The organism is Pseudomonas sp. HD6515, assembly GCF_024971855.1.
Classification (GTDB): Bacteria; Pseudomonadota; Gammaproteobacteria; order Pseudomonadales; family Pseudomonadaceae; genus Aquipseudomonas; species Aquipseudomonas alloputida.
Genome location: NZ_CP079827.1, coordinates 1,473,089 through 1,492,070, shown reverse-complemented (window position 1 = coordinate 1,492,070; position 18,982 = coordinate 1,473,089). Strand labels below are relative to the sequence as shown.

The 18,982-nt window shown below is 61.4% G+C and carries 22 protein-coding genes, 1 tRNA gene and 2 pseudogenes; 4 read left to right on the top strand and 21 right to left on the bottom strand.

From position 1 onward, the window contains the following. Positions 1-39 precede the first annotated feature (39 nt). From mcpU to KW568_RS06860, 3 genes and pseudogenes are all read left to right on the top strand, one after another. Positions 40-1,248: pseudogene (gene mcpU / locus KW568_RS31070) on the top strand (methyl-accepting chemotaxis protein McpU); the annotation flags it as partial. Positions 1,249-1,350: 102 nt separating this feature from the next. Then, complete coding sequence (locus KW568_RS31065; protein ID WP_370688784.1) at positions 1,351-2,106, top strand: methyl-accepting chemotaxis protein; 756 nt, start codon at positions 1,351-1,353, stop codon at positions 2,104-2,106. A gap of 148 nt (positions 2,107-2,254) precedes the next feature. Beyond that, positions 2,255-3,214, top strand: a complete 960-nt coding sequence (locus KW568_RS06860; protein ID WP_003254751.1) for a cation diffusion facilitator family transporter — start codon at positions 2,255-2,257, stop codon at positions 3,212-3,214. A gap of 93 nt (positions 3,215-3,307) precedes the next feature. On the opposite strand, the gene KW568_RS06855 is transcribed toward KW568_RS06860, so the two are convergent. The 19 genes and pseudogenes from KW568_RS06855 to KW568_RS06770 all read right to left on the bottom strand — a co-directional run bounded on the left by KW568_RS06855 (position 3,308) and on the right by KW568_RS06770 (position 17,183). Then, positions 3,308-3,383: transfer RNA gene (locus KW568_RS06855), tRNA-Lys, on the bottom strand. Between the two features lie 60 nt (positions 3,384-3,443). Continuing rightward, complete coding sequence (gene queC, locus KW568_RS06850; protein ID WP_080634937.1) at positions 3,444-4,136, bottom strand: 7-cyano-7-deazaguanine synthase QueC; 693 nt, start codon at positions 4,134-4,136, stop codon at positions 3,444-3,446. Further along, entirely contained in the window at positions 4,136-4,783 is a 648-nt protein-coding gene (queE, locus tag KW568_RS06845) for a 7-carboxy-7-deazaguanine synthase QueE (RefSeq protein ID WP_004575739.1), read from the bottom strand. Before queE ends, queC begins: the two co-directional genes overlap by 1 nt. 168 nt (positions 4,784-4,951) lie before the next feature. Continuing rightward, positions 4,952-5,758, bottom strand: a complete 807-nt coding sequence (ybgF, locus tag KW568_RS06840) for a tol-pal system protein YbgF (RefSeq protein WP_003254754.1) — start codon at positions 5,756-5,758, stop codon at positions 4,952-4,954. 6 nt (positions 5,759-5,764) lie between these two features. Beyond that, a complete protein-coding gene (pal, locus tag KW568_RS06835; protein WP_003254755.1) occupies positions 5,765-6,265 on the bottom strand; it encodes a peptidoglycan-associated lipoprotein Pal in 501 nt (166 codons plus the stop codon). 54 nt (positions 6,266-6,319) lie between these two features. After that, a complete protein-coding gene (gene tolB, locus KW568_RS06830; protein WP_012051477.1) occupies positions 6,320-7,591 on the bottom strand; it encodes a Tol-Pal system beta propeller repeat protein TolB in 1,272 nt (423 codons plus the stop codon). Between the two features lie 26 nt (positions 7,592-7,617). After that, on the bottom strand, positions 7,618-8,724 hold the full coding sequence (tolA, locus tag KW568_RS06825; protein ID WP_004575740.1) for a cell envelope integrity protein TolA: 1,107 nt from the start codon (positions 8,722-8,724) through the stop codon (positions 7,618-7,620). After that, entirely contained in the window at positions 8,724-9,176 is a 453-nt protein-coding gene (tolR, locus tag KW568_RS06820) for a protein TolR (protein WP_003254760.1), read from the bottom strand. Before tolR ends, tolA begins: the two co-directional genes overlap by 1 nt. A gap of 14 nt (positions 9,177-9,190) precedes the next feature. Beyond that, the gene (tolQ, locus tag KW568_RS06815; RefSeq protein WP_003254762.1) at positions 9,191-9,886 is read right to left on the bottom strand and encodes a protein TolQ; all 696 of its coding nucleotides are present in this window, start codon (positions 9,884-9,886) and stop codon (positions 9,191-9,193) included. 2 nt (positions 9,887-9,888) lie between these two features. After that, positions 9,889-10,341, bottom strand: a complete 453-nt coding sequence (gene ybgC, locus KW568_RS06810; protein ID WP_003254764.1) for a tol-pal system-associated acyl-CoA thioesterase — start codon at positions 10,339-10,341, stop codon at positions 9,889-9,891. Positions 10,342-10,466: 125 nt separating this feature from the next. Further along, complete coding sequence (gene ruvB, locus KW568_RS06805; protein WP_003254766.1) at positions 10,467-11,513, bottom strand: Holliday junction branch migration DNA helicase RuvB; 1,047 nt, start codon at positions 11,511-11,513, stop codon at positions 10,467-10,469. Continuing rightward, positions 11,510-12,127, bottom strand: a complete 618-nt coding sequence (gene ruvA / locus KW568_RS06800) for a Holliday junction branch migration protein RuvA (RefSeq protein WP_003254768.1) — start codon at positions 12,125-12,127, stop codon at positions 11,510-11,512. The genes ruvB and ruvA overlap by 4 nt, the downstream gene beginning before the upstream one ends. 109 nt (positions 12,128-12,236) lie before the next feature. Next, positions 12,237-12,761 carry a crossover junction endodeoxyribonuclease RuvC gene (ruvC, locus tag KW568_RS06795; protein ID WP_003254769.1) on the bottom strand — a complete coding sequence of 175 codons (525 nt, stop codon included), beginning with the start codon at positions 12,759-12,761 and terminating at the stop codon, positions 12,237-12,239. A gap of 185 nt (positions 12,762-12,946) precedes the next feature. Continuing rightward, the gene (locus KW568_RS06790) at positions 12,947-13,693 is read right to left on the bottom strand and encodes a YebC/PmpR family DNA-binding transcriptional regulator (protein WP_003254770.1); all 747 of its coding nucleotides are present in this window, start codon (positions 13,691-13,693) and stop codon (positions 12,947-12,949) included. Between the two features lie 114 nt (positions 13,694-13,807). Next, positions 13,808-15,583 (bottom strand): aspartate--tRNA ligase, encoded by a 1,776-nt coding sequence (gene aspS / locus KW568_RS06785; RefSeq protein ID WP_004575741.1) that lies wholly within the window; start codon positions 15,581-15,583, stop codon positions 13,808-13,810. Between the two features lie 93 nt (positions 15,584-15,676). Beyond that, on the bottom strand, positions 15,677-15,898 hold the full coding sequence (locus KW568_RS06780; protein WP_003254776.1) for an FmdB family zinc ribbon protein: 222 nt from the start codon (positions 15,896-15,898) through the stop codon (positions 15,677-15,679). Positions 15,899-15,992: 94 nt separating this feature from the next. Next, the gene (locus KW568_RS06775) at positions 15,993-16,322 is read right to left on the bottom strand and encodes a ribbon-helix-helix domain-containing protein (protein WP_004575742.1); all 330 of its coding nucleotides are present in this window, start codon (positions 16,320-16,322) and stop codon (positions 15,993-15,995) included. A gap of 234 nt (positions 16,323-16,556) precedes the next feature. Further along, positions 16,557-16,631: pseudogene (locus KW568_RS31060) on the bottom strand (dihydroorotase); the annotation flags it as partial. 78 nt (positions 16,632-16,709) lie between these two features. Then, entirely contained in the window at positions 16,710-17,183 is a 474-nt protein-coding gene (locus KW568_RS06770; RefSeq protein WP_003254783.1) for a Dps family protein, read from the bottom strand. Between the two features lie 280 nt (positions 17,184-17,463). Here KW568_RS06770 and KW568_RS30940 point away from each other — a divergent pair, with 280 nt between their 5' ends. Beyond that, positions 17,464-18,057: a cold-shock protein gene (locus KW568_RS30940; protein ID WP_003254784.1), complete on the top strand. Its 594-nt coding sequence runs from the start codon at positions 17,464-17,466 to the stop codon at positions 18,055-18,057. A gap of 121 nt (positions 18,058-18,178) precedes the next feature. Here KW568_RS30940 and KW568_RS06760 read toward each other — a convergent pair whose 3' ends face one another. Both KW568_RS06760 and KW568_RS06755 read right to left on the bottom strand, forming a co-directional pair. Continuing rightward, a complete protein-coding gene (locus KW568_RS06760; protein WP_003254785.1) occupies positions 18,179-18,385 on the bottom strand; it encodes a SlyX family protein in 207 nt (68 codons plus the stop codon). 1 nt (position 18,386) lies between these two features. Then, entirely contained in the window at positions 18,387-18,806 is a 420-nt protein-coding gene (locus tag KW568_RS06755) for an HIT domain-containing protein (protein WP_003254786.1), read from the bottom strand. Positions 18,807-18,982 lie beyond the last annotated feature (176 nt).

The window sequence follows — 18,982 nt, the reverse complement described above, 5'->3', positions numbered from 1 at the left end:
GATCGCGGGCGTTGCATTTGTTCGAAAAGGAAAGCCCTCATGCCGCTGCGTCGCCTCTCCATCCAGTGGAAGATCACACTCCTCGCCGGCCTGTGCCTGCTGGCCATTGTCGCCTTGCTGGTAGCCACCTCGCTGACCCAGGCCCATCGCAGCGCCGCCCTGGTCAACCAGGCCAACACTGCCATGCTCGAAGACAGCGCCCGCCAGCGCCTGCAGGCCCACGCCGAAACCCAGGCCTTGCGTATCCAGCGCTACTTCATGGACGCCTACCAGTACGGCAATGGCTTTGCCCGCCTGGTACACGTGCTGAAGGCCCGTGGTGGTAGCGACCTGCGCGCCGAACTGACCCGCCAGGCGCGTGCCAGCCTGGCCGGCAACCCGGATGTGATTGGCCTGTATTTGGTGTTCCAGCCCAATGCCCTGGACCAGCAGGACAGCCACTACCTCGGGCAGGACGCCCTGGGCAGCAATGAGAGCGGGCGTTTCTCGCTGTACTGGTCCCAACCAAGCCCCGGCACCCTGGAACTTGAAGCCATGCCGGAAACGATGCTCGGCGACACCAGCATCGGCAGCAACGGCGCGGCGAAGAACCGCTGGCTGACCTGCCCGCAGGACACCGCCAGGACCTGCATGCTCGAACCGTACCTCGACGAGGTCAACGGCCGTCAGGTGCTGATGACCAGCATCGCTTTGCCACTGCTGGAACACGGCAAGGTAGTCGGCGTGGTCGGCCTGGACATCGGCCTGGCCAACCTGCAGCAACTGAGTGTGGACGGCCGCCGCGACCTGTTCGACGGCCAGGGCCAGGTGAGTATCGCCACCGCCGCCGGCCTGCTGGCGGGCAACAGCCGCGACGACAGCACGCTCGGCAAGCCCATGGCAAATGCGGTAGCCGACGGCCTGCTACGCGTGGCCCACCCCTTCACGCCAATCCCTGACACAGCCCCGTGGCAGGTATGGCTGGAAGTGCCGGAAAGCGTGCTGCAGGCCCCTGCCGTAGCCCTCAACCAGCGCCTTGATGCCCATAACCAGAATGCCAACCTCACCAGCCTGCTGATAGGCCTTGGCACGGCAATCGTGGGTTTGCTGCTGGTGTGGCTGACCGCTCGCGGCGTTAGCCGGCCAATCCTGGCCGTGGCGGCACGCCTGGAAGACATTGCCAGTGGCGAAGGCGACCTTACCCGTCGCCTGGACTACGCCCGCCAGGATGAACTGGGCCTGCTCACCGGCTGGTTCAACCGCTTCCTCGACAAGTTGCAACCGGTCATTGCCCAGGTCAAAGGGTCGCTGCAGGAGGCCCGCGACACCGCCGACCAATCGGCCGCCATCGCCAGCCAGACCAGCAACGGCATGCAGCAACAGCATCGCGAAATCGAACAGGTGGCCACAGCGGCCAATGAAATGAGCGCCACCGCTCTGGATGTCGCCCACAACGCCTCGCAGGCGGCCCAGGCCGCACGCGCCGCGGATCAGGCCAGCCAGGAAGGCTTGCAACTGGTGGACAGCACGCGCCAGGGCATCGACCGCCTGGCCGCAGGCATGAACACTGCCATGGACGAGGCCCGTGCACTGGAAGACCGCAGCGGGCAAATCGGCTCGGTACTTGAAGTGATCCGCACCATTGCCGAGCAAACCAACCTGCTGGCACTGAATGCCGCCATCGAAGCGGCCCGCGCAGGCGAAGCCGGGCGTGGCTTCGCCGTGGTTGCCGATGAGGTGCGCGGCCTGGCCCAGCGCACGCAGGTTTCGGTAGAGGAAATTCGCCAGGTCATCGAGGGCCTTCAGCAAGGCACCCAGGACGTGGTGGGGGCCATGCATGCAGGCCAACGCCAGGCCCAGGACAGCGCCGCACGCATGGAGCAGGCATTACCGGCACTGCAGCGTATTGGCGAGGCCGTGGCGGTGATCAGCGACATGAACTTGCAGATAGCCTCGGCGGCGGAAGAGCAGAGCGCGGTGGCCGAGGAAGTGAACCGTAACGTGGCCGGCATTCGAGACGTGACAGAATCGTTGGCCGGGCAGGCCGATGAATCGGCACGCATCAGTCAGGCCCTGAACCGGCTGGCCAACCAGCAGCAAGCGCTAATGGAGCAGTTTCGCGTCTAGCCTGTGAGGGCCTCTTCGCGGGTAAACCCGCTCCTACACGGGATTTGCACTGCTCTTGTAGGCGGCGCCAGCCCCTGTAGGAGCGGGCTTGCCCGCGAAGAGGCCGGCACAGACACAACAGCATCATCGTTTTTACTGAGCACTACTCATGCAAACCGCAACCCGATCCACCTTCTTCGACATCACCAGCGAACAAGGACTTTTACGCACCTCGATCGCCGCCACCCTGTTCATCGCCAGCATCGGCATCGCCTTCGGCCTTGCCTCCGGCTCGTTTTCCATCGTCTTCGACGGCGTATACTCGCTGGTCGACGCCAGCATGAGCGGGCTCTCGCTGGTCGTGGTCAAGCTGATCACTTCGCACACCACCAGCGTGCAGATGTCACGCAAGCTGCGCGAGCGCTTCACCATGGGTTTCTGGCACCTGGAGCCCATGGTACTGGCGCTCAACGGCATTCTGCTCGGCGGCGTGGCCATCTACGCGCTGATCAATGCCGTCAGCAGCCTGCTGCAAGGCGGGCGCCACCTGGAGTTCGGCATTGCCATGGTCTACGCGGCGCTGACGGTGATCACCTGCGTGACCATCGCCGTCATCGAGGCCCGCGCCAACCGCAAACTAAAGTCAGACTTCGTGCGCATGGACGTCAAGGGCTGGGTAATGTCAGCCAGCATCACGGCCGCACTGCTGATCGCCTTCTGCTTTGGCTATGCCGTGCAAGGCACTTCGCTGGAATGGGTATCACCCTATATTGACCCGGCGGTGCTGGCGCTGGTGTGCCTGGTGATCGTGCCATTGCCGATGTCGGTGGTGCGTCAGGCGCTGTCTGAAATCTTCCTGGTCACCCCTGGCGACCTCAAGCTGCACGTAGATGAGGTGGCCAAGGCCTTCGTCGCTCGCCACGGCCTGCAGTCTTACCGCGCCTATGTCGCCAAGGTCGGGCGTTCGCGGGAGATCGAACTGTATTTCATCGTGCCCAAAACCATGGCGGCGAAGACCATCGATGAATGGGATGCCTGGCGCAACGAGATTGGCGACGCGGTAGGCGGCGAAGGGCCGGACCGCTGGCTGACAGTGGTGTTCACTGGCGACCCGGAATGGGCCGAGTAATGTGTGGGCGCGCTGCGCCCTTTTTCCGAAACCCGTAGCGCAAACGAAAAAGCCCGCGACCATTTCTGGTAGCGGGCTTTCACGGACTGCGTATGGTGGGTCGTGTAGGATTCGAACCTACGACCAATTGGTTAAAAGCCAACTGCTCTACCAACTGAGCTAACGACCCATTTGATGGCGCGTATAATACTGATTTCTAACGAGAATTCAACACCCCATCACGATTTTTTCAAAAATACCGAGTCGGGTCTTCGATACCGGCGGCCTTGAAACCGTCGGCGCGCAGGCGGCAGCTGTCGCATTTGCCACAGGCGCGGCCGTCATCGTCGGCCTGGTAGCAGGAAACGGTCAGGCTGTAGTCCACACCACGGGCCATACCGGCCTGCACGATCTGCGCCTTGCTCATGTTCTGCAGCGGCGCCTGGATGCGGAAACCCTGCCCTTCTACGCCAGCCTTGGTCGCCAGGTTGGCCATGCGCTCGAAGGCCTCGACAAACTCGGGACGGCAATCCGGGTAGCCGGAGTAATCCACGGCATTGACGCCAATGAAGATGTCGCGCGCTTCCAGCACTTCAGCCCAACCCAGCGCCAGCGAAAGGAACACGGTGTTGCGCGCCGGCACATAAGTGACCGGAATGCCTTCACCCGGGGCTTCCGGCACGTCGATGCTGCTGTCGGTCAATGCCGAACCGCCGATGCCGTCGAGGTTCAGCCCAATCACCTTGTGTTCGACCACACCCAGGTCGCGGGCCACGCGGGCAGCGGCGTTCAGCTCGGCGCGATGACGCTGGCCGTAGTCAAAGCTCATGGTGTAGCAGCTGTAGCCTTCGCCCTTGGCCATGGCAACCACGGTGGCCGAGTCCAGGCCGCCGGACAACAGGATTACTGCGCGTTTTTCTGTCATGTGTACGTGCTCCTCAATCAACGTCCGGGCTCGTCGTTCCACAGCAGCTTGTGCAGCTGAAGTTGGAAGCGTACGGGCAGGTTGTCAGCAACGATCCAGTCAGCCAGGTCACTGGCGTTCACCTGATGATGGCTGGGTGAGAACAACACCTCACCGGCACGCTCTGCCAGGTTGTACTGGATCAGCTTGGATACCGCCCAGTCATAATCCTCACGGGAACAAATGACGAACTTGACCTGGTCGTTGCGCGTCAGCTGCTCGATGTTCTCGTAGCGGTTACGGTGCGACTCTTCGGAGCCTGGGGTTTTCAGGTCGACCACACGACTGACGCGGGTGTCGGTGCCGGCAATATCCAGCGCGCCGCTGGTCTCCAGCGACACCTCGTAACCGGCGTCACACAGCCGCTGCAGCAATGGCAAGGCGTTGGGCTGGGCCAGCGGTTCGCCACCGGTGACACAGACGTAGCGCGGCTTGAAGCCGGCCACTTGCTCAAGGATCGAATCAAGGGTGCGAATGGTACCGCCACTGAAGGCATAGGCACTGTCGCAGTACTGGCAACGCAGGGGGCAACCGGTGAGGCGCACAAATACCGTAGGCAGCCCGGCCGTTCGCGTCTCACCCTGCAAAGAGTAAAAGACTTCGGTGATGCGTAATGTGTCTTGCATGCTCGCCACGGGCGTGACAGCTAAACAGGCTGTCCGCCTCCGTCAGGCACTGTCGCGGACTCGACATCGCGTTATCCGCAGCAGCGTGTTTACGAAAAAAGGGCAGTGATTCTAACGAAAAAACCCGCGACTGGCGCGGGTTTCTTTCGAGCGGTACAGCGACAACGCCTAGAGCTTCTGCAGGTCACGCTGGGCCAGTTGAGCGGCAGAGGTGCCGGGGTACTGGGTGACGACCTGCTGGAGGATGCCTTTTACCTTGTCGGTATGGCCCATACGGCGCTCGACATCAGCCAGTTTGTACAGCGAATCTGGCACCTTGCTGTGCTTCGGGTACTTTTGGCTGACCTGGGCAAAAGCCTGGCTGGCGCCTTGCAGGTCACCCTTGGCCAGGTTCACTTCACCCAGCCAGTACTGGGCATTACCGGCGTACTGGCTGTTGGGGTACTTGCGCAGGAAGGCGTTGAACGCCTGGCTGGCCTTGTCGAAGTCTTTCTGTTTGATCAGGTCGAAAGCTGCGTCGTAATAGAGCTTCTCTTTCGCCGGATCACCGGGCTGGCTACTGCCGGCCGGTTGTTGCGCAGCAGCACCTGCTGCGGCATCGGGGGCGGCATTGGACGCACCACCACCGGAGGAATTATCAGGGGTTGCGGCAGGCGCAGCGCCACTGTTGATGCGACGGTCCAGGTCCTGGTAACGCTCCAGGTTTTCCTGCTTCATGCGCGACACATCGTTTTGCAGCTCTTCGATGATGCCTTGCTGGCGGGAAAGCTGATCCTGCATCTGTTGCAGCTGCATGAACAGCTGGCCCTGTGCAGAGGCAGGGGCCGAAGCCCCTGACCCGGCATAGGCGCCGCTCGTGCCATAACCCGCAGGCGGATAGCTGCCTGCGTTGTCATCTACTACAGGGACCTCAGCCCAGGCCGCAAGCGGCAGGCTGAGTGCGAGGACGGTTACTACACGGCGGCACATACGCATAAGAACTTACTTACGCAGTTCTACGCGACGGTTCTGAGCCCAGGACTGCTCGTCGTTGCCGGTAGCAACTGGACGCTCTTCGCCGTAGGAAACCAGTTCCAGCTGAGCAGGGGAAACGCCCTGCAGAACCAGGTAGCGCTGAACGGCTTTCGCACGACGCTCACCCAGAGCCATGTTGTACTCGCGGGTGCCGCGCTCGTCGGTGTTACCTTCCAGAACAACACGGTTGCCGTTGGCTTTCAGGTCCTTGGCGTGAACGTCCAGAGCGCGCATGGCTTCTGGCTTCAGGTCCGAGCTGTCGTATTCGAAGTAGAAGGTGGTGATTGCGCGCAGGGCGGCTTCTTCGCTCAGGGAGCCGTCAACAGCGCCAGTGTTGGCACCGTAGCCAGCGTTAGGATCTACAGCAGCGCCTTCGCCTGCGTTATCACCGCCCTTCGAGGAGCAACCTACAGCTACGGCCATGGCCAGGGCCAGCGCAGCAAATTTACCAAACTTCAGCATTTCCATCGTGAAACTCCTAATGAAACCCCAGTGTGTTAAGCAAAATGTATTACGCCGCAATCAGTTCAGGTAAGGGGACCAGGACGGTTCTCTGACTTCGCCTTGAGCGGTAGGAAGTGGGAGCCTCACGCGGCCATTAAGCGACACGAGCATCAAGACTCCCCGGCCCTGCTGGCGGGTGGCGTAGATTAGCATGGTGCCGTTTGGCGCAACAGTGGGAGACTCATCAAGACTTGTTTCAGACAGAATCTTTACACTTCCGCGCTGCAAGTCCTGTGCCGCCACTTTGAAGTTGGTAAAGCCCTGTTGGCGATGGATCATTACCAGGGTCTTTTCGTCCGCCGAAAGTTTCGGGTTGGCGTTGTAGTTACCCACGAACGTTACGCGCTCGGCACCACCACCACTGACCGACTGTTTATAGATCTGCGGTTTGCCGCCACGGTCGGAAGTGAAGTAAAGGGTGTTGCCATCTTTGCCCCAGAACGGCTCGGTATTGATACCAGGGCCTGCAGTAACACGGCTGATCTGGCGCGAGGCCACATTCATCACGTAGATGTCCGGGTTGCCGTCCTTGGACAGCACGAACGCCAGGCGCGAACCGTCTGGCGACCAGGCTGGCGCGCCATTGAGGCCCTCGAAGTTGGTCACCTGCTCGCGGCGGCCAGTATCGATGTTCTGCACGAAGATACGTGGGCGCTTCTGCTCGAACGAAACGTAGGCGATCCGTTTGCCATCTGGCGCAAAGCGCGGCGACAGGATCGGCTCACGCGATTGCAGCAGGGTCACCGCACGCGCACCGTCGTAGTCCGAACGCTGGAGGGTGTAGCGGGTGTTGTTGGTGGAGAAACGCTCGGCCGTCACGTACAGCATGCGCGTAGAGAACGCGCCCTTGATGCCGGTCAGCTTCTCGAACGACTGGTCGGCAATGTAGTGCGCCATGTCGCGCAGCTGGTCGGTGCTGCCCGCCACGCTGCCGGTCAGCACTTGCTGCTCGGTGGCGACGTTGAACAGCGCGTACTGCACCTGCAGGCGACCGCCCGACGGCACGATGCTGCCGACCATCACGTATTGTGCACCCAGCGCTTTCCAGTCACGGAAGATCACTTCGCTGGCCTGCGACGGCTGGCTGATCATGTTCTGCCGCGGAATTGGCGAGTAGTAGCCAGAGTTGCGCAGGTCATTGCCGATGATGTCGGCGATGTCTTCTGGCAGCACGCTGCCGCCCTGCAGACCGAACGGCACTACCGCGATGGGCGTGGCCCGATCACTGCCGCTGGTAACCAGGATGTTCTTTTCTTCTGCCACCGCCATGCCTGCCACGCAGCAGAGCATGACCAGCAGTCCTCTCAGACGTTTAATCACAACGCTAGATCCTCAGGTGTAAATGTCATCTTGAACGAACGATATTGGTTGAAATCGCTCGGCTTCATACCCTGCATCTCGGTCAAACGACCAATGTTCTTCACCGCAGCCACCGCCGAACTGTCATACGGGCCGTCACCACTGGACCGGGCCACGCTGACACTGGTGATGGTACCGTCCGGCAACATGTTGATCTGCAGGACCACCGTCATGCCCTTGCGCGCGGAAGGCGGACGTGCCCAGCCCTCGGCCGCGCGCATGCGGATCAGGTCGTCGAAGTCGCCGGCCACCTGGTCACCCTGCTCGTCGGCCAGCGCCTGCTGCCGCTCGGTGGTATCGGACAACAGCTCGGCCAGGGCCTGGGCTTTCTTGTCTTCTGCCGCCTTGCGGGCCGCTTCCTGTGCCTTTTTCTTCTGGGCGTCTGCAGCGGCCTTTTTCTTGGCCTCTTCAGCTGCCTTCTTCTTCGCATCCTCGGCCGCCGCTTTCTTCTTGGCGTCCTCGGCTGCTTTTTTCTTGGCCTCTTCGGCTGCCTTTTTCTTGGCGTCCTCGGCGGCTTGCTTCTTCGCCTCTTCAGCGGCCTCTTTCTTGGCCTCTTCTTCGGCTTTTTTCTTCGCTTCGTCCTCGGCCTTCTTCTTGGCGATGTCGGCCTGCTGCTTCTCGGCGGCTTTCTTCGCCTCGTCGGCCTTCTTGGCTTCGGCGGCTTTCTTCGCCTCGGCAGCCTTGGCGGCTTCAGCGGCCTCGGCTTTTTTGGCTTCAGCGGCCTCGCGAGCCTCTTCGGCCTTTTGAGCGGCGTCGGCTTTCTTTTGTTCCGCGGCCTTCACGGCCTCTTGCTCGACCTTCTTCTGTTCAAGCTGCTCGACTTCGGTCTGGCGCGAAGCGGTTTTCTTCGCCTCCCCGGCAATCTTCTGATTGGTCTGGGTGGTTGCCTGGCTCTTGGACTTGAGCTGGTACAGGGTAGCCTGAACGATCGGCTTGGAAGGCGGCAGCTCAGGCGTCATGGCAAAACTGACGAACAGCAGGGCAAACACCAGCACATGCAGGCCGATGGCCCAGACACTGGGCCAGAAGTAGCTTTCCGAGGCGGATGGCTCTCGCTGTTGCATCAGGGCGCCTCGGTAATCAGGCCAACGTTACCGACACCGGCCTTCTGCAACCCGCCCATGGCACCCATGACCGCGCCATAGTCGACAGCCTTGTCGCCACGAATGAACACCTGGGTCTGCTTGCCCTGGTCACGGCCGGCAGCAATGATCTTGGTAACGGCGTCGGTCATGGCCGGCAAGGTCATGGCCTTGTCCATCTGCTTGTCGGTATCGACTTCACTGCCGAGGTTCCAGTAATAGGTTTTATCGGCCTTGATGGAGATGGTGAGGATCTGGACGTTGTTGTCCTGCGGCAAGGCTTCGCTGGAAACCTTGGGCAGGTCGACCTTCACGCCCTGATTGAGCATGGGCGCCGTCACCATGAAGATGACCAGCAGCACCAGCATCACGTCGATGTAGGGCACCACGTTCATCTCGGCGACGGGCTTGCGTTTGTGGCGAACTCGGGCCATGGGCTTCTACCTGATTACTCTTCGCTGGTGTGCACTTTGCGGTGCAGGATCGCCTGGAACTCGTCGGCGAAGGTGTAGTAACGGCCGATCAGTATTTCACTGCGCGCGGCGAAACGGTTGTAGGCAATGACAGCCGGGATTGCCGCGAACAGGCCGATGGCGGTTGCGATCAGTGCTTCGGCAATGCCCGGTGCAACGGTGGCCAGGGTGGCCTGCTGTGCGCTGGCCAGGCCGCGGAAGGAGTTCATGATGCCCCACACGGTGCCGAACAGGCCGATGTACGGGCTGGTCGAACCAACGGTGGCCAGGAACGGCAAGCTCTGCTCGAGTTTTTCTTCCTCGCGCGAGATGGCCACACGCATGGCACGGCCAACACCTTCCATGACAGCGTCCGGGTCGACACCCGGCTGCTGGCGCAGGCGCGAGAACTCCTTGAAACCGGCACGGAACACCTGCTCCACGCCGGAGTCCGGGTCTGGGTTGCTGCCTGCCTGGCGGTACAGCTTGGACAGGTCGATGCCTGACCAGAAACGCTCTTCGAAGGCATCCAGCGCACGACGACCGGCGCGCAGCATGGTGCTGCGCTGGAAGATCATGATCCATGAGGTGACCGAGGCGGCCACCAGGGTCAGCATTACCAGCTGTACCACCACGCTGGCATTGCTGACCAGACTCCACATGGAGGTATGGTCGACGACGTTAGCTTCCACGCTTATTCTCCTGCATTCGATTGATTACCCGAGCCGTCCGCCGCAAAGGCGTCGCGCAGCTGGGGGGGTAGGGCTCGGGGTTTGAAAGTGTCGGCGCGCACGGCAGCCACCAGGAACTGCCCTTCGCAAAGCAGCGTTTCATCCTTTTCCCGCCAGACCTGCTGTACGAAACGCAAGCTGGCGCGATTGAGTTCAAGTACTTGCGCGGTCACCCGCAATTCGTCATCCAGCCGCGCCGGCGCGTGATAGCGCGCTTCGCTGGAATGGACCACGAACAGCAGGTTGTCTTCAGCCAGCTGCGACTGGGAAAAGCCCAGGTGCCGCAGGCGTTCGGTGCGCGCGCGCTCCATGAATTTCAGGTAGTTGACGTAATACACCACGCCGCCCGCATCGGTATCTTCGTAATAGACGCGACACCGGTGTGCGAACGGTTCGAGCTGATTTTGCGCGCGCATACTCTAGTGCTTACTCCTCAGCTTGCCAATCCGCTGTGGCAACTGTTTTTTCTTCATTAATGTCTTATTGCCAGCGCACCCAGGGCATGCCAGCGGTAGGACCACGAAAAGTCGCTTTTGATCTGTCATTCATCGCCTGGCTCGGAAAAATCGCCCCCCTCCCCCAAGCGCCCGGGAATATTCAGCCCAAAGTGCAGGTAGGCATGCCGGGTGACCACGCGGCCGCGTGGCGTGCGCATGATGTAGCCCTGCTGAATCAGGTACGGCTCAAGCACATCTTCGATGGTATGACGCTCTTCGCTGATGGCTGCAGCCAGGTTGTCCACGCCCACCGGGCCGCCGTCGAACTTCTCGATCATGGTCAGCAGCAGGCGACGGTCGGAATGGTCGAAACCCCGCTCGTCGACATCCAGCAGGTTCAGCGCCATGTCAGCCACGGCCTTGGTGATCTGGCCCTTGCCGCGTACCTCGGCATAGTCACGCACGCGGCGCAGCAGGCGGTTGGCGATGCGCGGCGTGCCACGGGCACGACGGGCGATCTCGTAGGCCCCCTGGTCTTCGATGGCAAGGCCAAGGATGTTGGCCGAGCGGCTGACGATGGTGCTCAGATCCTTGTCGTTGTAGAACTCCAGGCGCTGCACGATACCGAAGCGGTCACGCAGCGGGTTGGTCAGCATGCCGGCACGGGTAGTAGCCCCCACCAGGGTGAAGGGTGGCAGATCGAGCTTGATAGAACGGGCTGCCGGGCCTTCGCCGATCATGATGTCGAGCTGGAAGTCCTCCATGGCCGGGTAAAGCACTTCTTCGACCACAGGCGACAGCCGGTGGATTTCGTCGATGAACAGCACGTCGTGCGGCTCGAGGTTGGTCAGCATGGCTGCCAGGTCGCCGGGGCGCTCGAGAATCGGCCCCGAAGTGCTCTTCACCGACACGCCCATTTCATGGGCGATGATGTTGGCCAGGGTGGTCTTGCCCAGGCCGGGCGGGCCGAAGATCAGCGTGTGGTCAAGCGACTCGCCGCGGCCGCGGGCGGCCTGGATGAACAGCGCCATCTGCTCGCGCACCACCGGCTGGCCAATGTACTCGTCCAGGCTCAGCGGGCGAATCGCACGGTCCTGGACTTCTTCGCGGTCGCGGCCACTGGCGGCGATCAGGCGGTCGGCTTCGATCACTTGGAAATCATCCCTTTCAGGCTGCGGCGGATCAGCTCTTCACTGCTCAGGCCGGCCTTGTCCTTGATCGCGGCAATTGCCTTGCTGGCTTCCTGCGGCTTGTAGCCCAGCGAGACCAAGGCACTGACTGCATCGGCCTCGGCACTGGACTCGCTGGCAACCGGCAAAGGCCCATCGGACACCAGGGTGAACATGGCCGGCGAGGTTTCCCAGGCCTTGAAACGGTCCTTGAGCTCGACCAGCAAGCGCTCGGCGGTTTTCTTGCCGACGCCCGGCACGCGCACCAGGGCTGAGGTGTCCTGGGCCTGCACGCAGCGCACCAGTTCATCCACTTCCAGCCCGGACATCAGCGCCAGGGCCAGCTTAGGCCCTACGCCGTTCAGGCGGATCAGCTCGCGGAACAGCTCGCGCTCACGTTTTTCGGCAAAGCCGTAGAGCAAGTGGGCATCTTCGCGCACGACCAGGTGGGTATGCACCGTGACGGTTTCACCCACTTTGGGCAGACGGTACAGCGTGGTCATGGGAACTTCCAGTTCGTAACCCACGCCGTTGACGTCGATAATCAGGTGAGGCGGTTGTTTTTCCGCCAGGGTGCCGCGCAAACGTCCAATCACGTTCCGATCCTTCCTCTCGGGGAGCCGGTCAAAGACCGCTCAACCCTATCAGCAAATGCAGCAGGTGAATGCATCACCCGAACAAAATGTGTATCAGCGCATGAAGCGCTTACAGACGCAAGCGCCCGCCGCGTCGCCGCGCTGTGCTCAAGCCATGCGGCACCAGGCTGGAGCGGGTGTGGGCGTGGCACAGGGCGATGGCCAGGGCATCGGAAGCGTCGATCTGCGGTTTTTGCGTCAATTTCAGCAGGTGCATGACCATCATCATCACCTGCTCCTTGTTGGCCCCCCCCGTGCCGGCCACGGCCTGCTTGACCTGGGTGGCGCTGTACTCGGCGATCTCCAGGCCGGCCTCGGCGGCGGCGACGATAGCCGCGCCACGTGCCTGGCCAAGCTTGAGCGCCGAATCGGCGTTGCGGGCCATGAACACCCGTTCGATGCCCATGGTCACCGGGCCGTGCTGAGCAATGATTTCACTGACACCACGAAAAACAATCTGCAGCCGCTCGTGCAGCTCACCGCTGCCGGTGCGGATGCAGCCCGACGCCACGTACTCGCAACCACGGGCGGTCTGGCGTACCACGCCATAGCCGGTGATGCGCGAGCCGGGGTCGATACCTAGAATCAGAGTCATAAAGCCCGTCGAAAAAATGATGCATCTCTACAAACTGCGCCGGCCCTTTCGCGGGTAAACCCGCTCCTACAGGTACTGCACCACATTTGAAATGGGCGTAATACCTGTAGGAGCGGGTTTACCCGCGAAAGGGCCGGCACAGGCGCTATCAAACGCTCAGAGTTGGCACAAAATGCCAAATCACCTTAGCCGAGGTTTTCCATGATCTCATCGGAAATCTGGGCGTTGGAGTAAACGTTCTGCACGTCATCCAGGTCTTCGAGCATGTCGATCAGCTTGAGCACCTTTTCGGCACCGTCCTGGTCGAGTTCGGCGCTGGTGGTCGGCTGCATGACGATTTCCGCGTCAGCGGCCTTGAAGCCAGCCTCTTCCAAGGCATTACGCACGGCATAGAAGCTGTTGAACGAGGTGAACACGTCGAAGGAGCCGTCGTCGTTGGCAACCACGTCGTCGGCATCGGCTTCCATTGCCGCTTCCATCAACGCGTCCTCTTCCACGCCCGGAGCAAAGCTGATCTGGCCTTTGCGTTCGAACAGGTAGGCCACAGAACCGTCAGTACCCAGGTTGCCGCCACACTTGGTGAAGGCATGGCGCACGGCCGCGGCGGTACGGTTGCGGTTGTCGGTCATGGCTTCGACCATGATCGCCACGCCACCCGGGCCGTAACCTTCGTAGCTAAGCTCTTCGACATTGTCGCTTTCATTGGTGCCAGCACCACGGGCCACGGCACGATCGATGATGTCGCGGCTCATGTTGGCGCCCAACGCCTTGTCCAGCGCCAGGCGAAGGCGCGGGTTGGATGCCGGATCAGGGCCACCCTGCTTGGCAGCGACCGTCAGTTCGCGGATCCACTTGGTGAAGACCTTGCCCCTCTTGGCATCCTGGCGCTCTTTGCGGTGCTTGATGTTCGCCCACTTGGAATGACCAGCCATAACGACTCCGAATCCTTTGAATCACAAACAGCCCCGCCCCATGACGGGGCGGGACGGGAAAATACCTGCGTCGAAACGCAAAGGCGCATCCATGTGGATGCGCCCGGGGACTGCTTACTCGACCTTGGTCTGTTCGCGCAGTCGGATGTGCAGCTCGCGCAGGGCCTTGGCGTCGACCATGCCAGGGGCCTGGGTCATGACGCATGCGGCGCTCTGGGTTTTCGGGAACGCGATCACTTCACGGATCGACTGAGCGCCGGTCATCAGCATGACCAGACGGTCCAGACCGAACGCCAGGCCACCGTGAGGCGGTGCCCCGAACTTCAGAGCGTCGAGCAGGAAGCCAAACTTCTCTTCCTGTTCTTCTGCCTCGATACCCAACAGACGGAATACCGCCTGTTGCATCTCTTTACGGTGGATACGGATCGAACCGCCACCCAGCTCGGTACCGTTCAGCACCATGTCGTAGGCACGGGACAGGGCAGTGGCCGGATTGGCCTCGAGCTCTTCCGGCGTGCACTTCGGCGCGGTGAACGGGTGGTGCAATGCCGTGAAGCTGCCGTCTTCGTTCTCTTCGAACATTGGGAAGTCGACGACCCACATCGGCGCCCACTCGCAGGTCAGCAGCTCGAAGTCGTGACCCAGACGAATACGCAGCGCACCCAGGGCTTCGCTGACCACCTTGAACTTGTCGGCACCGAAGAACACGATGTCACCGTCTACGGCGCCAACGCGATCGAGGATGTTGTTGAGGTTGGCCTCAGGGATGTTCTTGACGATCGGCGACTGCAGGCCTTCGACGCCCTTGGCGCGCTCGTTGACCTTGATGTAGGCCAGCCCCTTGGCACCGTAGATACCGACGAACTTGGTGTACTCGTCGATTTTGCTGCGCGGCATGCTGGCACCACCTGGCAGACGCAGGGCGGTAACGCGGCACTTCGGATCGTTGGCCGGGCCGGCGAACACCTTGAAGTCGACATCCTTCAGCTGGTCGGCAACGTCAACCAGCTCCAGCGGAATACGCAGGTCTGGCTTGTCGGAGCCGTAGCGGCGCATGGCCTCTTCGAAGGTCATGTGCGGGAATTCGCCGAATTCCAGGTCGAGCACTTCCTTGAACAGCTTGCGGATCATGCTTTCGGTCAGGCCCATGATCTCGCTTTCATCGAGGAAACTGGTCTCGATGTCGATCTGGGTGAATTCCGGCTGACGGTCGGCACGCAGGTCTTCGTCACGGAAGCACTTGGCGATCTGGTAGTAACGGTCGAAGCCAGCGACCATCAGCAGCTGCTTGAACAGCTGTGGCGATTGCGGCAGGGCGAAGAAGCTACCGGCGTGGGTACGGCTTGGCACCAGGTAGTCGCGCGCGCCTTCCGGCGTGGCTCGGGTGAGGATCGGGGTTTCGACGTCGAGGAAGCCGTTTTCGTCGAGGAAGCGACGGATGCTGCTGGTGATGCGCGAGCGCAGGCGCAGCTTGTCGGCCATTTCCGGGCGACGCAGATCGATGAAGCGGTAACGCAGGCGGGTTTCCTCGCCGACGTCGGAGTATTCGTTCAGGGGGAACGGCGGGGTTTCCGCTTCGTTGAGCACGTTCAGCTGGTAGCCGAGGATCTCGATGGCACCGGATGCCATGTTGGCATTCACTGCACCTTCAGGACGCTTGCGGACCTTGCCGGTGATCTGCACGACGTATTCGCTGCGCACACGGTCGGCGGCAGCGAAGGTTTCGGCGCGATCCGGGTCGAACACGACCTGGGCCATGCCTTCGCGGTCACGGATGTCGAGGAAGATCACCCCGCCGTGGTCGCGGCGACGATGGACCCAGCCGCAAAGGGTGACTTCCTGGCCGTCCAGGCTCTCGTTCAGTTGGCCGCAATAATGGCTGCGCATCATGATGGTGGTTTCGCTTCTCGTGATTCGTGTATTCGGTGGAGGCCTTGGCCGCCCGGAGGGCTAATACTGCAAGACCCGGTCACAGCATTCAACTCAGTCGGCCTTGTCGCCGCCTGCCAGATTCTTTTTCGCCCCGGTCTTGAAGTCGGTTTCGTACCAACCGTTACCGCTCAGGCGAAAGCCTGGCACCGACAGCAGCTTTTTCAGTGCCGGCGCCTGACAGGCCGGGCAATCGGTCAGCGGCGCGGCGCTGATCTTCTGCAGCACTTCCATGCGGTGCTCGCAGGACGCACATTGATAGTCATAAAGGGGCATGGGTGTCTCTCGTCAACCATAACGCTGGCTGCCGGGGGGCAGCAAAAAGCGGGATTATATATGGTTAGCAAGCACTGCGCAGCCCGCCTGGCGATCAGCGCACACTTGGCGGGTCCTGCAGCCACGCCACGCAGATTACCCGGATCAGCCCGCTGAAGTTGCGCACTCCGCCCTGGCGCAGGTGCACTTCACGGTCCACGTAGGACAACACCGCACTGACCGAACAACGGTTGGCGGCAGCGATGCGCTCAAGGATACCCCAGTAGACAGCCTCCAGGCGCAAACAGGTAGAAAAGCCGTTGAGCCACACCGAACGTGACACCGGCTGCGTCTGCAACATGTCGAAGTCAGCCTTGAACGGGTCGATGCACTGTTTTCCTGGCCAGCTGCCCTGGCCAGCCATACGTTTGCTCGCTTGCATCATGCGCCACACTTCCTCGTCACAGGTACCAGGTGGCCTATGAAGCGCTGACGGGCGAGCTTAAAGCAGCGGCAAAATGTTCCTTCGCAAATACCGGATTGCCAGGCGGAGCCTGTGGGAGCGGCCTTGCGTCGCGAAAGGGCCGCGCAGCGGCCCCAGGATCTCGGCATCATGCATAGATTGCTGGGGCCGCTTTGCGGCCCTATCGCGACACAAGGCCGCTCCCACAGGGGTTACTCAGGCCTCGTGGCAGAGGTGCCCGTCGACCAAGGTATAACGCACTGCACCTGGCAGGCGGCTGCCGATGAATGGTGGGCACCGGCTGCGCCGGTGTTCGCGGGCGTGCCCGCTCCCACAGCGGTTGCGCAAGCTTTCCGCCTTGAGCAACGGTTACTTGCCGTCGAGCAGTACCCGCAGCATCCAGGCGGTTTTCTCGTGTACCTGCATGCGCTGTGTCAGCAGGTCGGCGGTCGGCTCGTCACTGACCTTGTCCACCACAGGGAAAATGCTGCGCGCAGTGCGTACCACGGCCTCCTGCCCCTGAACCAACTGGCGGATCATCTCGTCTGCCGGGGGGACGCCTTCCTCCTCCTTGATCGACGAGTGCCGTGCATAAAATGCATACGAACCCGGTGCCGGGAAGCCCAAGGCACGGATGCGCTCGGCGATCGAATCGACTGCCAGCGCCAGTTCGTTGTACTGCTCTTCGAACATCAGGTGCAGGGTGCGGAACGACGGGCCGGTGACGTTCCAGTGAAAGTTATGGGTTTTCAGATACAGCACGTAGGTATCCGACAACAGGCGGGACAGCCCATCGACGATGGACTTGCGATCTTCTTCACTGATACCGATATCGATTGCCATGAAGCTCCCCTTTCCATAAGGCTTGAGACTCAAGCGGGCGCCGACCACTGTAGCAACACTTGTCGCATCCCGCATGTGACATGGCGCAATACATCGCCACTGGGCGGCCCGCGGTTTGAGTAGGCTGTGGCTTTACTGTTAAATAGGCACTGTGCCACCCGTGCGGACTGTCATTGCCGGGTGCATAGGCTGGCCTGCCACGTGTTCGCGCTCTATATCTCATGCGCACCGTGCTGCCAGCTCTTCCTGTGATCGGCCTTATCAACAGTGAGCCAACCCCATGTTCAAGATCGTCCATCTGGTGACGGGCGTCGCAGCTTTGCTGCTATCGCTCATACCCAGCCTGAAAACCGATGCGACACCCTTCCTGCAGCAACCCGACGCGGTCTACCTGGCCCTGCTCGGCCTGCTCAATCTGGTGCTGGCCCCGGTCGTGCCGCTGTATCATCGCGGCGCGCGGCAACAACTGCAGCACCTGGCCTGCGCCCTGCTGGTGGTCGCCGTCGTGCTGCAGACCCTGACGCTACTGGCCCGCCCGGAAATGGGCAACCTGGCAGCCCTGGTGTGTGCGGCGCTGGCCGTGGCCCTGCATCTGGCCGTGGGCTTTGCCCGCAGCCCGCGCAAGGCACGCGGCAGTCAACACGTGGCACAAGATGCCGGCAACCGTGATACCGGCACCGTCAAATGGTTCAACACATCGAAAGGCTTTGGTTTTATCTCCCGAGACTCGGGTGATGACATTTTCGTGCACTTTCGGGCCATCCGCGGCGAGGGCCACCGCATTCTGGTCGAAGGCCAGCGCGTGGAGTTTTCGGTGATGCACCGCGACAAGGGCCTGCAGGCCGAAGACGTGGTTGCAGTAACCCGCCGCTGACCAACGGCTGACCGGCCGACGCTATCAACGGCAAGCCAACGCCCACAAGGGCCGTGCTGCACCTGAAGGCAGCATCACACCTGTGGGGGCTGGCTTGCCGGCGATAGCAGCCGGGAACAACTCAATAATGAGGAGGCGGGGCCTCTTCCCCTTCGCTGCCATACTGGCCAACCATCTCTTCATGGCGCCTGATCAGCTCGGCCATCTGCAATTGCAGCCGCTCGATCACACGCGCTTGCTCCACCACCACGTCATTCAGCGCCTGGATAGCGTCATCCTGAAACGCCTGACGGGTTTCCAGTTCGACCATCCGCATTTCCAGTGTCATCTCAGGCCTCTTGGTAACCAGCAAGTTGTAGCCCGCGCAGACGCTGGCGAACGGCTTGCAGTTGATCATCGGTGTAGCCCACAGGCGCACACTTGCCCCATACCGGTGCCGGCCACGCGGCGTCGTCGCGCTGGCGCACGATCACATGCATGTGCAACTGGCTGACCACGTTGCCCAAGGTAGCCACGTTCATCTTGTCGGCCCCATAGCTGGCCTTCAGCGCTTCTGCCAACAAGGTGGTTTCCTGCCACAACTGCTGTTGCTCTGCCGCATCCAGCTCGAACAGCTCACTGACACCAGCGCGCTTGGGCACCAGAATGAACCATGGGTAATTGGCATCCTTGCTCAGCAGCAACTGGCACAGCGAAAACTCTCCCAACACCAGCGAATCCTGCTGCAAACGCGAATCGAGGACGAACACGGCATATCTCCTTCAGGCAATACCATCCCGCTTCAGGCGGAAAACAGGCCAGCAAGGATACCTTGCACACTCCCGGTAACACAGCGCTACTTTTCGCACCAAAATGAGGCCACCTGCCCGCCCCTCCCACACTGACCACCCCACAAACGACGCTGGATGAACAAGTTGCGGTAACA

Coding starts and splice junctions, on each gene's coding strand:
- KW568_RS31065 (WP_370688784.1), top strand. CDS start 1,351: ATGCAGCAACAGCATCGCGAAATCGAACAGGTGGCCACAGCGGCCAAT.
- KW568_RS06860 (WP_003254751.1), top strand. CDS start 2,255: ATGCAAACCGCAACCCGATCCACCTTCTTCGACATCACCAGCGAACAA.
- queE (WP_004575739.1), bottom strand. CDS start 4,783: ATGCAAGACACATTACGCATCACCGAAGTCTTTTACTCTTTGCAGGGT.
- ybgF (WP_003254754.1), bottom strand. CDS start 5,758: ATGCGTATGTGCCGCCGTGTAGTAACCGTCCTCGCACTCAGCCTGCCG.
- pal (WP_003254755.1), bottom strand. CDS start 6,265: ATGGAAATGCTGAAGTTTGGTAAATTTGCTGCGCTGGCCCTGGCCATG.
- tolB (WP_012051477.1), bottom strand. CDS start 7,591: ATGCTCTGCTGCGTGGCAGGCATGGCGGTGGCAGAAGAAAAGAACATC.
- tolA (WP_004575740.1), bottom strand. CDS start 8,724: ATGCAACAGCGAGAGCCATCCGCCTCGGAAAGCTACTTCTGGCCCAGT.
- tolR (WP_003254760.1), bottom strand. CDS start 9,176: ATGGCCCGAGTTCGCCACAAACGCAAGCCCGTCGCCGAGATGAACGTG.
- ybgC (WP_003254764.1), bottom strand. CDS start 10,341: ATGCGCGCGCAAAATCAGCTCGAACCGTTCGCACACCGGTGTCGCGTC.
- ruvC (WP_003254769.1), bottom strand. CDS start 12,761: ATGACTCTGATTCTAGGTATCGACCCCGGCTCGCGCATCACCGGCTAT.
- KW568_RS06790 (WP_003254770.1), bottom strand. CDS start 13,693: ATGGCTGGTCATTCCAAGTGGGCGAACATCAAGCACCGCAAAGAGCGC.
- aspS (WP_004575741.1), bottom strand. CDS start 15,583: ATGATGCGCAGCCATTATTGCGGCCAACTGAACGAGAGCCTGGACGGC.
- KW568_RS06780 (WP_003254776.1), bottom strand. CDS start 15,898: ATGCCCCTTTATGACTATCAATGTGCGTCCTGCGAGCACCGCATGGAA.
- KW568_RS06775 (WP_004575742.1), bottom strand. CDS start 16,322: ATGATGCAAGCGAGCAAACGTATGGCTGGCCAGGGCAGCTGGCCAGGA.
- KW568_RS06770 (WP_003254783.1), bottom strand. CDS start 17,183: ATGGCAATCGATATCGGTATCAGTGAAGAAGATCGCAAGTCCATCGTC.
- KW568_RS30940 (WP_003254784.1), top strand. CDS start 17,464: ATGTTCAAGATCGTCCATCTGGTGACGGGCGTCGCAGCTTTGCTGCTA.
- KW568_RS06760 (WP_003254785.1), bottom strand. CDS start 18,385: ATGACACTGGAAATGCGGATGGTCGAACTGGAAACCCGTCAGGCGTTT.